Raw genomic sequence first — 14,763 nt, 5'->3', positions numbered from 1 at the left:
TCGACGCGCGGTTCCAGCGTGTCAGTGCGGAAAGTCGGGATGGCGATCTTGTGAATGTCCGCCATGAATTTCGGCTGCACGGGGCCGAGCTTGTAGCCGGCGCAACCGCTCAAGAGCAGGCCCAGAGCCGCGAGGGGGAGAAGAAGAGCGAATCTCATTGGAGCTTGGGTGTGTCCTGGCCGGGGAGCGGTGGTTCGACGGCGGGCACGGGTCCGAGGCTGTCCGGCGAAGTGCGGAGCTTCGGCTTGGCGGGGCCGGTCTGGATCTTTTCCTTGATCTCGGCGACGGGCGGTCCCACGTAATCCGGCCGCGACACGGTATCCACTTTGGCCTGCAACTTCCGGCGTTCCTGAGCGCGCGCGCCCGTCTCGGTGCGTTCCGGTCCGGCCCGCAAGGCGTCCTCGCCGTAGAGACCCTTCAGCGCCTCGATGCGGCCCTTGGCGTAATCGGCGTCAGGCGTCCCCGGCTGCCCGGTGATCACGTCATTATAGTAGATGACGGCCGCCTTGAACTTCTTCGTCTTGTCGTAAAATTTCGCGATCTCAAGGGTGTTCTTGTTGATGCCCCCTTCGAGGGTCTTGATGTTCTCTTTGGCTTGCGCCGCCTTCTCGCTATTCGGGTAGCGGGCCATGAAATCTTCGAACGCCTCGCGCGCCTTCTTGTTGGTCGCGGGATCGTAGGAACCTTCGCGCGCCTCCCGGGCGCGGACGTAACCCACCTGGTAGAGCGCATCGGCGGCGACGGGATCGTTCGGATATTTGGTGTAGACCAATTGATAGGCCTCGATGGCCTTGGGATAGTCGCCGAGTTTCTCCAGCGCCGAGCCGGCGTTGAACTGCGCCAGCGGCGCCAGCTTGCTGAACGGCGCATTCTTCACGATGCCCTCGAACATGGCCTGCGCCCGGGCCGGGCCGTAGGTGCCCACCGGTACGCCGAGGACCTTGTGCTTCTCGCCCTCGAGAAAAAGCTTGGCGATCTTGAACATCGAATCACAGACGGCATCGAAATCTTCGCCCTGCGGATACTTCGTCAGGTAGTAGCTGTAGGCGTCGTAGGCCTTGTTGTTGTCCCCGTGTTTTTCGAGCAACTGGCCGACCTTGCGCTGGGCCTTGGGAGCGAGAAAGGATTGCCCGTAGCGTTTGACCAGGGCCTTGTAGGCCTTGTAAGCGCCGGAATCGTCGCCGTTCTCCTGCATCTTCTCCGCCTTCTTCATCTGCTCGGCGGCGTTGCCGGCCACGGCGGTGTCGTCGCCTTCGACCGTCCAACCTTCATCGGAGCGATAAACAACGGCGGCGTCCACCCGGCTCAGCGGCACGAGCAGAGACAGCAGCGTGAGGGCAAGGATGGGCGCAGTTTTCGACATGAGGCGCGCACGCTAAGCAAGTGAGGCGGAGGCGTCAAGCGATCAGCCAGCCGCGAGCTTTGGCAGCAGGGTGTTTACTCTGTTGGGGGAAGGAGAGGTGCATGCGGGTCAGCCGAAGAAAAGGGACGTGAGGCGGCTGAGGAATGGGCGCAGCTCTGACGGACTGTTGTTTTGCCATTCGGAGAAATGCTGTGTGAGGGACTTGCCTTGCTGGTGGGTGCCGAGATTGAGATAACAGGCGGTGGCCCAACCGGCGGGGTCGGCCTCGAAGAGCGGAAGCATCTGGCGCGCGATGATCACATCCTTTTCACGCAGGCAGGCGTTCTCGCGGAGCGCGGTTTCATTTTGCCGGAACCAGGTGAGGAACGTAGTCTCGGCGGGAAGCTGGTGCTCGGGCCGGGCGAGGCGGTCGCTGGTGTACTTAGCGATCGTCGGGGCGTAGGTGCGCCAGACTTCGTAGGGCGCGTTCTGCTGCCAGGTGACGGCCAGACGACGCAGGACGAAGAGCGAACTCGCTTCGCACAGGCTCTCCTCGAACCAGAGATTGGCGTGGCGGGGTGGATGCCAGCCGCGCAGGGCGATGGTGCTGTGCTGGGCGAGCGCGTGGCAGAATTCGTGGCCGAACTGAAAGATCATCTGCGCCCAGCGCGCGTCCTCGATGTTCAGGCCGATGCGGACGCGCCCGCGCCAGTCGTGCACGAAATCGGTCTGCGGAAAATTCGGGCGATGATAGACACGGATGGGCTTGATGCGCTGGCCGGGGCAGTGCTGCCAGAGTTCGTTGGCCGTGGAGAGCAGCACGGCGCGGATGTCCGCCGGCGCCGCTTTTCCCCAGCCGCCATTTTCCACGATGATCTCGAGCGTCGCGCTGTCGGCGATGGCGTGGGCGGCGCGGGGCAGGGCGACGCTGGCGGCGGCGAGGCTGGCGAGAAAACGGCGGCGGGAAAGGGGCGAGGTCATCTTGAGCTGGGTGCAGTCTTTACCACAAAGGCACGAAGACACGAAAGGGGTTGAGAAGATGGTGTGCCGGTGTGGTGGGCGGATGCGACTTCCTCCCTTCGTGCCTTGGTGCCTTCGTGGTGAACATATCCGTGTCGATTTGGCTTTACCGTCGCGGGCGGCGCGCCTTTTTTACCGGCCGATGTCGCTTACCGACCCCAATCTCTGGATCAGTCTCGTGACGCTCACCGTGCTCGAGATCGTACTCGGCATCGATAACATCATCTTCATCTCGATCCTTGCGGGGAAGCTGCCCGCGGCGCAGCAAGGCAAGGCGCGGACGATCGGCCTGTTGCTCGCGCTGATCACGCGGGTGCTGCTCCTGTGCTCGATCTTCTGGCTCACGCGGCTGACGGCGGCGCTGTTCGCGATCGGCGGGCACGGCGTTTCGGGCAAGGACCTGGTGATGATCGCCGGCGGCGTATTCCTGCTCTGGAAGAGTGTGCATGAGATTCACAACACGGTGGAAGAGGAAGAGCACGATCCGTCCACAAAGGGACGGGCGACGCTCAGTTCGGTCGTCGCGCAGATCGTGGTGATCGATATCGTCTTCTCGCTCGACTCGGTCATCACCGCGGTGGGTCTGGCGCAGCATATCGAGGTGATGATCGCCGCGGTCGTGCTGGCCATGGGCGTGATGCTCGTGGCCGCGAAGCCGATCAGCGATTTTGTGAACCAGCACCCGACGATCAAGATGCTCGCCCTGTCGTTCCTGCTGCTCGTGGGCGTGGTGCTCATTGCCGACGGTTGCGGACAGCACGTTGAAAAGGGCTACATCTACTTCGCCATGGCGTTCTCCTTCGGCGTGGAAATGCTGAACATCCGCATGCGCAAGAAGAAGAAGAAGAAGGCGAAGACGACGACGGCTGGCTAGGCGGCGCGCTCGTGTGGTTCCATGTCTGGTGCGCAGGGCCGGATGATGCACGGGCTGGGCGTTGGTGATTTCGGGCTGCGGTGAGTCTCCGGCCGGCGTGCCCCGGCGATTTTCTCCTCAGCGCTCCAGTCCTGCCACGGGCGGGCAGACTTCGATTTGGCCTCGGGCTGGCTCCGGCCTTTCATGCTGGGGCGCTGCTTTTCGCTATGCTCGATCTCCCGGCGCTCGCGCTGGAGTTCCGCTTTGGCGCGCTGCAATTCCAGGCGTTCGCGTTCCAGTTGCAATTGCTCGTCGCGCTGCTCGGCGCGGCGCATCTTCATGAGGTCGTCGCAGAACTGGCGTTGCTTGCGCCAGGCGGCGTCGCCCTTCAGCGACTCGATTTCGCGGGTGGAGACGGCCAGGCGGGAGGTCATCCAGAGAGAGAAGACTTCGCTCATCGGCATGCGGTCCTTTTCCATGGCCTTCATATCCCCGGCTCTCTCGTGCAGGTGTTCGGCGAAGGCGACCGCCTCCTGATAGCGGAGCCAATCCTGATAACCGCCGTTTCTCCACTGGGAGAGGTTGTGCTCGCTGACGAGGTGGCCGTCAAACTCGACCTCGACGAGAGCCTGGACCTCCGGCAGGTCGTTGAGCCAGGGGACAAGGGACCTGGCGGTGGCGCCCCTTTCGAGGCGCTGGTTGATTTCTTCGCGGATCGGCTTGGGAAGCCGGGCGATTTTGCCGCAGCGGTTGGGATTACTCATGGGTGCGAATGGGTGCGATTTCTCTGTAGTGGGGAGTGCGGGGAAACCGAGAGACGAGAGCCCAGTGCGGCCCCAAATTCGGGCGGCGGCGGGCACTGCTCAATTGGACTATTGTTGAGCACTATTGATTTCATATTGATCTTATATGAACGCTCAATATAGCGGAGTCAAACAGAATTTGTCACGAGATGGCATTTCCCAGCGGCTACGAGCTGTTGCGTGAGCATTTTGGCGATTTGACGGGTTGGTCGGAGGCGACTTTTTATTTCTGCGCGCATCCGACGACGTTCGCCTCGGAGTTCACCCGCATTCTCGATGAGCGGAGACCATATATTATTCTCCGTGTCGAATACCGCGGCGCCGCGCTCTTTTCAGCTCATTCGTCAGCCGGCTTGTGTTTCACGATTTATCCCGTGCGCCGCGAGTTCAAGCGCGTTGCTCGCGGCGGGCTCGCCGCTGGCCTGCTCGATGCTATGCAACAGTTCATCCGCCTCGTGCCGACGTACCCCAATTACTACAACCGAATGGATGCGACTTTTGATTCCGCGGCAGGCTCCTGCGCCACGGAGCGGCTTTACGAACTGTAACCGATCGAAAGCCTCCGCAACACCTGACTCTGAACGGACGGCATCTTTCTCAACGCCGCTGATCTGTTTGATGCAACCCTTTCAGGGTTGGACGCGTTGTGTGGAGTGGACCCAAGGTAGCTCGTGCCTCGCAACCTTGGGCTGGATGATGAAACGCCGTTGGCGTTTTCAGCGACGTGAGTGTTTTACGAGCAGTCGCGTGAATGTTTTTCGAGATGCTGAAAAATCAGCATTTCCTGTTGATCGCCGGCAGAGATGCTGATATTTCAGCATCTCGATGAGACCGGATCCCGCTTCGTTTTCCAACCTCAGCCGCCGGGAGCGCCAGATCATGGAGGTGGTGTATGCGCAGGGGTCGATGAGTGCGCAGGAGGTGCTGGAAAAAATGCCTTCGCCGCCGAGTTATTCCGCGGTGCGTGCGGCGCTCAGTTTGCTGGAGAAGAAAGGATTGCTCCGCCATGTGCGGCGGGGGATGCGTTACTTTTTTGAGCCGACGGTTCCGGCGGACAATGCGCGCGTGCCGGCGCTGCGGCGGATGATGGAGACGTTTTTCAACAATTCGGCGGAGAGCGTGGTGGCCACGCTGATCCATAGCGAAGCACTCAAGGTGACGGATGAAGAACTGGACCGGCTGGAGAAGATGATCCGGTCCGCCAAGAAAAAACGGCAATGAACATGATGTCTTACCTGGATTCTGCGATGGGGATGCGCCTGGCGATAGCGGGCCTCCTGGCACCGGCGGTCGCCTTTTTGCTGGCGGGCCTCCTCGCGCTGCTGTGCCGACGGGCCTCGGCAGCGCTGCGGCATCTGGTCTGGCTGCTGGCTTTCGTGTCGATGGCGATCTGGCTGCCGCTGGCGCTCTTTCACGTCCAGGTAGGAGTGCCGATCTTGTCACCAACTCCGCCGCGGCCGGGTGCGGCGGCGGTGTTGCCCGTTTTGCCATGGCAGGAGGAACCGGAGCGGCCAGCGCCCGCATTCGATCACCAGATGCCGGAGTACATGGTCACGATACCGCTACCGAAACCGGCGCCGGTGGCGCGGCGGGCGACCGGGATCTCGGTGCCGCGTGTTGATGCGGCCGAACGGCGTTCGCTGCCTTGGGGAGCGCTGATGCCGGTGGTTTGGATCGGCGGAGTGGCCATTTTTACTTTCCAATGGCAGGCGGGAATCCTGCATCTGCGCCGCGTCATCGCGCATTCTCGAAAGGTGGAGGATGGATCGCTACGCGTCCTCTGGCTGGGACTGTGTTCCATGAATGGGATGCGCCGGACGGTGCGGCTGTCGAGCTCGGCGAATGTTTCCGTTCCGCTGGTGACGGGTTTGTTGCGGCCTCAGGTGATCCTGCCGGAGGCGGCGTTGACCTGGCCGTTGCCGATGCTCCGTGCGGCGCTCATCCATGAACTGGCGCACATCCGGCGGAACGATCTGTTTTCCTCCGCCTTCGCCCGGCTGGTTACGGTCCTTTATTGGTTCCATCCGCTCGCCTGGCGCGGTCTTCGCGCGCTCCAAAATGAAGCCGAGATGGCGGCGGACGATTGCGTGGTCTTGCTGGAGGCGCAGCCCGTGATATATGCCGAAAGCTTGGTCGCGCTGGTGCGCACGTTTCACGAAAGCGGGCCGTTGCCCGTCGCGGCCATTGGCATGCTACGCCGGGCCAGCATCGAGGCCCGGGTCGAACGGATACTGGATCCCAATCGACGTCGTCGGGCGCCTCGCCGAGTGATTCGCCTGGCCGCCTTGACCGGCGCTGTCTTGCTCACCGGTGGGCTCGTTATCCTTCGCCCGGTCGTCGCGGTGACCCCGTCGCCGTTGGCCGATCCGGCAGCGCTGCTGGCCGCGCCGCCTCTGCCCTTCGCTCCGGTCTCGTTTAGTCTGGAGGACGCGGGCGGTGCGCGCCTCGTCGCGAAAGCTCCGCCGCTGTTGGTGCCAGGAGAGAAGCACCGGCTCGAATTCGGAGCGCAGTTTAACTATAAAATCGAAGCGACGGAGATCGAGTATTATGGAGTGCGTCTGGATTTTCCTCTCGGCCCCGTGCGCATCGACTACGGCGTCCCGCTCCCGCAGACCGGGACGCCCGATGGGCCGTTCAATCACAATGGAGACTTCCCCGGCCCGGGCTATCGCGAGCAGAAGCCCTTGCCCACCGGCCCGGCGATCTCGGCGGCGGAAGGCGAGGAAGTGAGCAGCGATCTGCAAAAAGCGATTGTCGAGGGCTGCGTATCGTCGCTGCGCGGGGTGGCTTCGATCCGCTTCACGATGAAGACGGAGACGACCTACGCGGGAGCCTACCTCCTGCGCAACCCGCATCAGGTTCAATACGACCATCGGGTCACCGTTTACGAAGGGCTGATGGCCGGTGAACGCTTCCGCGTTTCCTCGAATATTACCCAGGCCGATGGCCAGCGCTTCCCGGAGGTGGTGCAAGCGTACGATGGGCAAGAGTCGCACTTGCTGAGCAAAGACCGGCACCCGTGGCTGTCGATCCGACGGTCCTACCGGTTCGATTCGGACACGGCCTTCGATCTCGGCACGGCGGTGTTCCTGCCCTACGCCTTTTTCTATCTCACCACCGAGGACGAATTCGTGCCGAATCTCTCCATGCGGCGGCTCACGGACCGGGCCGCGTGGGCGGCTGCTTTCCGGAAGGCGCGCGTCGTCGAGCGCAACGAAACCGCGGGCCTCATCCAACTCAAATTCGTACTCGGTGAGGGTGGCACGTATTACCTCGTCACGTTTTCGACGGACGACGGCTATTACCCGATCAGCTTCGAGAAGTATGGGCCCGGCGGCCTGGCGCAGCGCTATCTCGTGGAGCAATTCCGGGTCATCGGAGTTTCCGGCGGTCCGGGGTACCGCTATGCGCAAAAAGCGAAATTCGAAACATTCCTGCACGGCTGGCAGCGCAACATCATCACCATCGACACCACCGCGCTGACCGTGAACGAGGAGACCAAGGCGGACGAATTCTCACTGAATACCGGGCTGGCGGAGAACATCATCGACGAGGACAAATAGGCGATGATTAAGCAGCGTTACTCCCTGGTGTAGGGCGCGTGTCCCCACGCGCCGAGGGAAGAGCAAGGTTTGACTGCCAATCCGGCGCGTGGGGACACGCGCCCTACACCCACGATCGGATTTAGAACGCGAAGCCGAAGCTGAAGTTCACGGCGCCGAAAGGCTCGCCGTCGCGGCGGTTGGGGTTCACACCGTAGTCGAGACGCACCGGCCCGATGGGGAGCTTGTAACGCAGGCCGACGCCGACGCCGTAGCGCAGGTCGCTGCTGCCGGGGACGTCGTCGTTTTTCAAGCTGCCGGCATCGATAAAGGTCGCGCCGTTGAGGGCGCCGAACAGCGGGAAGGTGTACTCGATGTTGAAGACGGTGAAGATATTCCCGCCGATGGGATTGCCGTGGTCCTTCGGGCCGAGGTCGCGCTCGGAAAAGCTGCGCACGGTGTTGCTGCCGCCGTTAAAAAAGCGGGAGTCGATCGGGATGCGATCGATATCCGCCGAGATGAAGCCGCCGCGCGCACCGAACGCGAGCATGGTCTTGCCGAGGGGCAGGTAGTAGGAAAACCGGGCGATGCTTTGCGAATAGGTTTCGCCATCGACAGCGAAGACGGAAAACGAAGAATTGAAGACAAAGCCGCGCGCGGGATTGATGGGGTCGTTGCGGAAGTCGGAATTCTGGGTGAGGCCGACGCTGACGGTGGTGTATTCGAGCGGGCCGAGCAGCGTCTCGTCGATGCCGTTGGCGGTCACCGTCTTGTTGGCCGCTTCGGCGAAGACGCCGAGCTCGAGATGCGGCATGAATTTGCGGGTTACGTCGGTGCGGACGCCAAGGCCATTTTTCGAATAACCCTTTTCATCGCGGGCCTCGGAATAGATGCGGCTGCGCAAGGCGAACCGCGAATCGAGCAGCCAAGGATCGGTGTAGAGTAATTCGCCCTTGATCCCGCGCTGCGAATAATCCGCGGAGAAAGTGATGGGGCGTCCAGAGCCGAAGAGATCGCGATCCGCGAGACGCACGCCGATGGAGATGCCTTCGTAGCTGCCGGCGCCGATGGTGAAACCGACTTCCTTGGATTTGGCTTCGTTGGCGGTGAGATTGATCGTGAGGTCGTTGGCGGGGGTAGGATCGAGCGAGACGCGCAGGTTGTCGAAAAGTCCGGTGCGCAGCATTTCGCGGAAAGTCTCGTCGAGCTTCGCGGGATCGTAGACCTGGCCATTCAGGCTGGTGAAACGCTTCGGCAGGAAATCGGCGTGGAGCCGGGGGCGGTCCGTTTCATTTTTTACCGTGACGCTGCCAAAGCGGAACAGGCCCTTGGGCAAGACATGAAAGGCCATCGGCACGCGCCCGCCGTGGGCAGTGGCGGAATCGGCGCTTACAGTAACTTCCGCGTGATAGTAGCCGTGCGCCTTGTAGAAGGATTGCAGATTGCGCTGCATGACCGCGGCGAGGCCCGGCGCGAACGGCCCCGTGGTCGATTCGCCGAGCGCGGTGATGAGCTGATCGCGCGGGTAAAGCGTCTCGCCGGTGAAGGTGACTTCGCCCACGGCCAGGGCCGCTCCCTCGTTGATGCTCACGGTCACGTCGGCTTCCTTGCCATCGGGCGAGAGCTGCACTTTCGAGGAGTCGATGGCCACATTCAGGTAGCCTTTCGAAAGGTACAGGCCGCGCACGCGATCGACGCCGGCGGAGATCTCGGCGGAAGTGAAGGGAAACTTGGCGGGCTGGCGCGCCAGTTGGTCCGGCGTGGCGCCGATCATGTAGTCGTAGAGCGTGGCCTCATCCACGACGTGGTTGCCGGTGAAGATGAGCTTGTGCAGCGCGGAGTGCGGACCCTCGTTGATCTTGATGAGCAATTTGTCGCCGTGTATTTCGTAGTCGACGGCGACCTTTGAATAGCCCGCCTTGCGGTAGAAGGAGCCGATGTAGAAAGCGAGGTCGTCTGCCTTGGCCGGGGTCACGCCTTTTTCCATGATGTCACGGATTTCCTCGGTTTGCGGCGCGCGGATTTCCTGCTCGGTGAAAGCCTGCTCGCCGGTGATCTCGATCTTGTTGGTCGCCGCGTTCTGCACCGTTTCCGCCAGCAGCCCGGCTCCGGGGAGCATGTGTTGCAGGCCGCCGCCCTCCTGCGCGGAAGCGACCACCGCCCCGCAGGCGAGGAGCAAAGCTGGGAGGCGGGTACGAAGTTTCACGGTGGGTCAGCGGAAACGAATGAGGTATTTCAGCCGTCCTGTGAAGCCTTCATCGGTGGCCAGGTCGCCGATGAGATAGAATTGATTGGTGAGCCGGACGCGGCTGGTGATCTGCTGGCCGCCGGTGCGGTTGTCGAGCGCGCCCATTTCCATGGAGAAGCGATCGAGGAAATTGCCGGTGTCCTGTTTCTTGTCGACCGCGGGTGCTTTGCCCCGGAGGAAGATTTTCCGATAGAGCTCCTGGACGGCGAGCATGGCCGCCTTGCTGGCGAGGACATCGGCGTTGCCGGCCAGTTCGCCGGTGGTGACGCCGGTGGCGAGGAGCGAGACGATGTCGGAATACTGCAGTGGCGGCTCGCTGCTGAGCTGCATCTGCGGGTCGGACGCCTTGCCGTAAATATAGGCGTGCACAAGGTAGTCGCGCGCCTGGGAATCGGCCTGGATATCCAGGGAGGGCTGGAACGGTGCGTCTTTGTTGAAATAGACGAAGCCGCGGGAAATACTGAGCGTGCTGAAGGGGAGCGAGGCCTTGAATTCCTCGATGTGAACGGCGCCCTCGAGGTAGGGCGCGAGGCCGGTGCCGGCGAGCTTGAGATCGATGGCGGCCGCGCCGTCGGCGAGGTTGCCGCGGATGAGGAAGGAGTCGCCCGGTTTCGTCTTGATCGCGAGGTCGAACTTCCAGTCACGCAACGGCGGCTGCGGGAAGGAGACGCCGGCGTCCATGGCGCGCGCGGTCTTCGGTGCCGGCTTGGCCCTGCCCGGCAGTGCGATGGGCAGGATGTCGATCTCCTTGAAGAAGCGCGAGTGGGTGGCGTAGACCGTGCCGCTCACGTTCGCCGCGGCGAGCGGGCCTTCGACCTTCACATCCGCATCGGCGCGCACAGTGATGGAATCGTTGCGCATGACGAGCACTTCGTCGGCTTGCAGGCGCAAGTCGAAGGTCGGCTCGGTGAGCTTGGCGAGTTTGATCGCGCCGCCGAGCTTGAATTTGCCGCCGCCCAGCTCGCCCTCGAAGGTATTGAAACGCAGGGTGTCTTCGCTGAAGGCGAGCTGCGCCTTGAACGCGCCGAGCGCCGGCACGCTCTCGTTGTCGAAGCGCGCGCCCTTGAGATCGAGCGCCGCGGAACCGCTCAGCACGGGCTTCTCCACGGTGCCGGCCACGTGGACGTCGATGCCGATGGTGCCATCGATGCGGCGCACTTGCGGGGTCAGTTTGGGCACGATGGCGAGCGAGGAAGGTGGCAGCGTGACCTGCAATTCGAGCGGCAGGGTCGGATCGATCTTCGCGTTCTTGACCGTGGATTCCAAGTCGAGCGGAACGTGGCCCTTGATGGTCAGCGGCTGGATCTGCGGCTGCTTTGCGGTCGCGGCGAGGGTCAGCTCGTTATTGGAATAGTGCAGGTCGAGATCGAGATCGGCCGGATCGAGCGCGGCGACGGCCTTGGCCTTGAGCTTGCGGCCTTGGAATTTCAAGTGCCCCAGCGGTTGCAGCACCGTGCCGCCGGCCACGAGATTGACGGTGATGATCCCGCTGGCGGGCGACGCATGGCCGAAGGCGGAGAGCAGCTTTTCCACATCGAGATTGGCGGCGTTGATGTTGGCGGCGATGCGCTCGTCGAGCTGGATGGGCTGCTGCGGATGGTCGAGGTCGACCGGCAGGAAGACGTAGCCGGTGAGGACTGTGAGTGTGCCTTGCGCGAGGTTGATATCTTTCAGCCGCACCTTGCCTTCCTTGAGTTCCAGGTTGCCGGTGAAGCTGGTCGGGCCGGTAACGAATTTCAGGTCGGTGGATTGCGCGAAGCCGGGGCCGTAGAGGCCGCCGAGCTTGATTTCGCTGAGGTCGATTTTGTCGAAGCGGCCTTTCGTCAGCGCGAAATTGAGCTGACCGCTTTGGTCGAGCTTCGGCGCCCACGGAGGCTTGACCGTCGCGGTTTCGCCTTTGCCGGACCAGTCGATGTGCAGGTTGCCGCTCAGCGGCTGCTTGACGTTGAAGGTCGTGAGCAGCGGGCGCAGCGCGGCGAGGTCCTTGATGTCCACGAGGAGCGAGGCTTCGTAGGGGAAAGGCGCGCGGGCGTCGCTTTGGCCGGCAATGGTGATTTGATCGGTGGCGTTGAGCTGCAAGGCGAATTGCTCGATCCTCGCGATGCTATCCTTGATGACGATCGTGCCGGCGAGTGGGCCCGTCTTGAATTCGCCGAGCTGGAAATCGCCGCCCTCGATTTGCACATGGCCGTTGAGTAGCCCGTTTTCCATCTTCACCTGGCCTTCGCTTTGCACGTGGCCGGTCAGGGCATTGTTGCTTACCTTGATCCCGAAATCCTCGAGCTTGGGCACGTGGATGGCAAACTGCGCATCCACGGGCGCGGTCGCTACATCGTGAAGATCCGGCGGGATGCGATAGTTGCCTTTGGCGGTGACGGAATTTTCCGCTCGATGGATTTCCAGGCTATGCAAGGCGACGAGATCGTTGCGCGTCTCGACGTCGAGTTTGACGGAATCGATGCTGAAATCCTGCACGCGCACGCCGTTGATCTCGGCGGTGAAATGGCTCGACAGATCTTCGAAGGGTGTGGCTGGGGCAGGGGAGAGGCGCTTGCTCGCGGTGAGATGCAGCGTGGTGTTGTCGAGGTTGAGCTTTTGGTTGGAGATCAGCTTCGCGTCGATGGCCAGGTCGGCATTCACCCAGCCTTTGCTCATCTTGATCGAACCGCTGCCGGTGAGAGTCCCGGCGAGCGGATCGGGCAGCATGGCGGTGAATGCGGCGGGGTCCGGCACATTGATCTTCAGCGCGGCGTCCACGTCGCTCATTGGGAAATCATTGACCGAGGCCGGCAGACCAATCGTGGCGGTCAAGACGACCGAGTTTTTGCCCGCAGCGATATTGACGCCGCTCACTTCGGCCTTGCCGTGGTCAAACTGCGCAGCCAGCTCCACGCCATCGATTTTCGTCTGGCCAGCCATGAGCGCTTCAATCCGGACGTCGGTGTGGCCCTTCCAGGTGCGCGGCATTTCGGGTTCGCCATTGAAAAGGATATCCAGTTTCGCCAGCTTCGCGACGGGGGGCTTGGGCGCGCCGAAATAACTGGCCGCAGCCTCCAGCGAAACGTCCGATGCCTGGATGACCAGGGTCGTGGTGTAGCTCTTGTCGAGGTTCTGGCCTTTTTTATCGAGCTGGCTGCCGGAGAGCGCGAGGTGGAACGCGCCCCCGAAGACCGTGGCCTTCACATCCACGCTGCCCATGTGTTGGGCGCGCTGCGAGGCGTCGAAGTTGACCTGGTCGATCACCAGTTCCGGCGCGAGGACGAGATGTTTGATGAAAAAATTGCGCTGCGCGTAGCTCGTCTCGGCGGAGATGTTTTCCCAGAGCGGCACGCCCGGAATATTCAGCCGGGCCACACGCAGGTAGCCCACCACCTGCGGATCGAGAAAGAGATGGAAGCCCTTGACCTCCGTGATGTTTTTTTCCGCACGCACCGTGATGTTGAAATTCTCGATGTGCACGCGGTCGGCGTAGGCCGCCGGCTGGCCGAGCAGGTTGTTCAGGTCCTGGGCGAGCTGGATCTTCTGGGTATGCTCCGGCTCGCTCTTGCTCGGCTGGGCGACGAAATCGAGATCGGCATTGATCACTTCGTAGCTCCGCAGGAACTCACCCACGCCGTGTTGGATCAGCATCGGGATGCTGTAATCGAGACGCACGCGCTCGATATCGATCTTGTTCACGGGGCTCGGCCCTTTACCCGTCGGGACGGCGTGGACGCCCTCCACCACGAGGCTGGTGAAGATGCTGCCGGAGAGATGGACGTCGAGTTTGAGGTTCTGTTTGGCGGCGACCTTGATCAGCAGCAGCCGCACGCCGGTGTGAAAAAGCGGACGGTGAAAGACGGCGACGATGAGCAAAAAGACGCCGAACCACCGGAGAACGCGTCGAAACCAGCCCCGCTTGGTTGGTTTGATGGTGGACGGCTTCTCGGTTTCCGGCATTGGAGCGAAGGCTACCAGTCCATTCGTATGCTGCAAGACGCCCGGGGGTTGGCAGTAGCAAATATTTACGACTACAGTCCGCGCCGATGACTGCTTTCCAACGATTTCTCCGCAATGCCGGGCCGCCCTTTCGGCTCTGGCTGGTGCAGAGATGCCGTATTTTCTGGCGGGCCATCGTCAAATATGACGAGACCGACGGGGAGCAGCGGGCGGCCTCCTTCGCTTACTACGCGTTCTTCGCCATGTTTCCGTTGATGGTGCTGATGATCACCATTGCCACGGATTTCTTCGGCAACCAGACGGAGGCTTCGACCAGGATCATCACTTACATCTCGGAATACCTTCCCCTCGAGTCGCAGGATTCTAGTCTGCTCTTCAATACCGTCAATGGCGTCGTGAAATCGCGCCGCAGCGCCGGCTTGATCGCATTCGCCGTCCTGGCCTGGAGCGCTCTGAAATTCTTCCAGGCCCTGGTGCACGGGGTAAATCGCGCCTGGGGAACGAAGCAATACCCGTGGTGGCGGCTGCCGATCAAAAACCTTTTCATGACGGCGATCCTGGCCAGTGCGCTGCTCCTCGGTATTGTCGTCCCGACGATCCTCACCGCCGTCGAGGATTTCTATTTCATCCATTCCCGCGAGGTTGGGCTCGATTTCGGGTTTCTTTGGTATCTCTTCTACGCCGCCAAGCTGGCGGTCCCCGTCCTGGTCCTCTTTTACGGCATGAGCATGTTTTTCAAATTCGCCCCGCGGCGGCAGACCTCATTCCGTGAGGTTTGGACGGCGGCCCTGCTCGGCACGATCGCGCAGTCGGTCTTGCAGCGGGTCTTCGTGCTCTACACGCACAATGTGGATTACCGGAACCTTTACGGCACCTTCGGCAGCGTCATCGCGTTGCTCCTGTGGATTTATCTCAGCGGCTCGATCATCATCCTCGGGGGCTGCCTCTCGGCGGCGAAATACGAGATCGAGATGAGCCTCACCGACCAGGCGGAGTCCAACCGCCCGCGCGATTGA

The 14,763-nt window shown here is 62.0% G+C and carries 10 protein-coding genes; 5 read left to right on the top strand and 5 right to left on the bottom strand.

Annotation, left to right across the window (positions count from 1 at the left end):
* Positions 1–154: 154 nt before the first annotated feature.
* Entirely contained in the window at positions 155–1,363 is a 1,209-nt protein-coding gene (gene bamD, locus ABJF10_RS01955; protein WP_348542829.1) for an outer membrane protein assembly factor BamD, read from the bottom strand.
* Between the two features lie 108 nt (positions 1,364–1,471).
* Entirely contained in the window at positions 1,472–2,323 is an 852-nt protein-coding gene (locus ABJF10_RS01950; protein WP_348542828.1) for a hypothetical protein, read from the bottom strand.
* Positions 2,324–2,504: 181 nt separating this feature from the next.
* Here ABJF10_RS01950 and ABJF10_RS01945 point away from each other — a divergent pair, with 181 nt between their 5' ends.
* On the top strand, positions 2,505–3,236 hold the full coding sequence (locus ABJF10_RS01945; protein WP_348542827.1) for a TerC family protein: 732 nt from the start codon (positions 2,505–2,507) through the stop codon (positions 3,234–3,236).
* Here the strand turns inward: ABJF10_RS01945 and ABJF10_RS01940 are convergent.
* Positions 3,233–3,979, bottom strand: a complete 747-nt coding sequence (locus tag ABJF10_RS01940) for a hypothetical protein (RefSeq protein ID WP_348542826.1) — start codon at positions 3,977–3,979, stop codon at positions 3,233–3,235. The genes ABJF10_RS01945 and ABJF10_RS01940 overlap by 4 nt on opposite strands.
* 188 nt (positions 3,980–4,167) lie before the next feature.
* On the opposite strand from ABJF10_RS01940, the gene ABJF10_RS01935 reads away from it, so the two are divergent.
* The 3 genes from ABJF10_RS01935 (at position 4,168) to ABJF10_RS01925 (ending at position 7,581) form a co-directional block, all read left to right on the top strand.
* Positions 4,168–4,566, top strand: coding sequence for a hypothetical protein (locus ABJF10_RS01935; protein ID WP_348542825.1), 399 nt, complete (start codon positions 4,168–4,170; stop codon positions 4,564–4,566).
* A 277-nt stretch (positions 4,567–4,843) separates the two neighbouring features.
* Positions 4,844–5,239: a BlaI/MecI/CopY family transcriptional regulator gene (locus ABJF10_RS01930; protein WP_348542824.1), complete on the top strand. Its 396-nt coding sequence runs from the start codon at positions 4,844–4,846 to the stop codon at positions 5,237–5,239.
* Positions 5,240–5,241: 2 nt separating this feature from the next.
* Positions 5,242–7,581 (top strand): M56 family metallopeptidase, encoded by a 2,340-nt coding sequence (locus ABJF10_RS01925; RefSeq protein WP_348542823.1) that lies wholly within the window; start codon positions 5,242–5,244, stop codon positions 7,579–7,581.
* A 121-nt stretch (positions 7,582–7,702) separates the two neighbouring features.
* Here ABJF10_RS01925 and ABJF10_RS01920 read toward each other — a convergent pair whose 3' ends face one another.
* On the bottom strand, positions 7,703–9,766 hold the full coding sequence (locus tag ABJF10_RS01920; RefSeq protein ID WP_348542822.1) for a BamA/TamA family outer membrane protein: 2,064 nt from the start codon (positions 9,764–9,766) through the stop codon (positions 7,703–7,705).
* A 6-nt stretch (positions 9,767–9,772) separates the two neighbouring features.
* The gene (locus tag ABJF10_RS01915) at positions 9,773–13,747 is read right to left on the bottom strand and encodes a translocation/assembly module TamB domain-containing protein (RefSeq protein WP_348542821.1); all 3,975 of its coding nucleotides are present in this window, start codon (positions 13,745–13,747) and stop codon (positions 9,773–9,775) included.
* Positions 13,748–13,833: 86 nt separating this feature from the next.
* Here ABJF10_RS01915 and ABJF10_RS01910 point away from each other — a divergent pair, with 86 nt between their 5' ends.
* Positions 13,834–14,763, top strand: a complete 930-nt coding sequence (locus tag ABJF10_RS01910) for a YihY/virulence factor BrkB family protein (RefSeq protein ID WP_348542820.1) — start codon at positions 13,834–13,836, stop codon at positions 14,761–14,763.

It is taken from the genome of Chthoniobacter sp., from assembly GCF_040003245.1.
GTDB lineage: Bacteria > Verrucomicrobiota > Verrucomicrobiia > Chthoniobacterales > Chthoniobacteraceae > Chthoniobacter.
The sequence above is the reverse complement of the archived record's forward strand: the minus strand, read 5'-3'. Positions and strand labels throughout refer to the sequence as shown.

Excerpts from the sequence above, each read along its gene's own strand:
- ABJF10_RS01940 (WP_348542826.1), bottom strand. The coding sequence starts at position 3,979 with ATGAGTAATCCCAACCGCTGCGGCAAAATCGCCCGGCTTCCCAAGCCG.
- ABJF10_RS01945 (WP_348542827.1), top strand. The coding sequence starts at position 2,505 with ATGTCGCTTACCGACCCCAATCTCTGGATCAGTCTCGTGACGCTCACC.
- ABJF10_RS01930 (WP_348542824.1), top strand. The coding sequence starts at position 4,844 with ATGAGACCGGATCCCGCTTCGTTTTCCAACCTCAGCCGCCGGGAGCGC.
- bamD (WP_348542829.1), bottom strand. The coding sequence starts at position 1,363 with ATGTCGAAAACTGCGCCCATCCTTGCCCTCACGCTGCTGTCTCTGCTC.
- ABJF10_RS01915 (WP_348542821.1), bottom strand. The coding sequence starts at position 13,747 with ATGCCGGAAACCGAGAAGCCGTCCACCATCAAACCAACCAAGCGGGGC.
- ABJF10_RS01935 (WP_348542825.1), top strand. The coding sequence starts at position 4,168 with ATGGCATTTCCCAGCGGCTACGAGCTGTTGCGTGAGCATTTTGGCGAT.
- ABJF10_RS01950 (WP_348542828.1), bottom strand. The coding sequence starts at position 2,323 with ATGACCTCGCCCCTTTCCCGCCGCCGTTTTCTCGCCAGCCTCGCCGCC.
- ABJF10_RS01910 (WP_348542820.1), top strand. The coding sequence starts at position 13,834 with ATGACTGCTTTCCAACGATTTCTCCGCAATGCCGGGCCGCCCTTTCGG.
- ABJF10_RS01925 (WP_348542823.1), top strand. The coding sequence starts at position 5,242 with ATGATGTCTTACCTGGATTCTGCGATGGGGATGCGCCTGGCGATAGCG.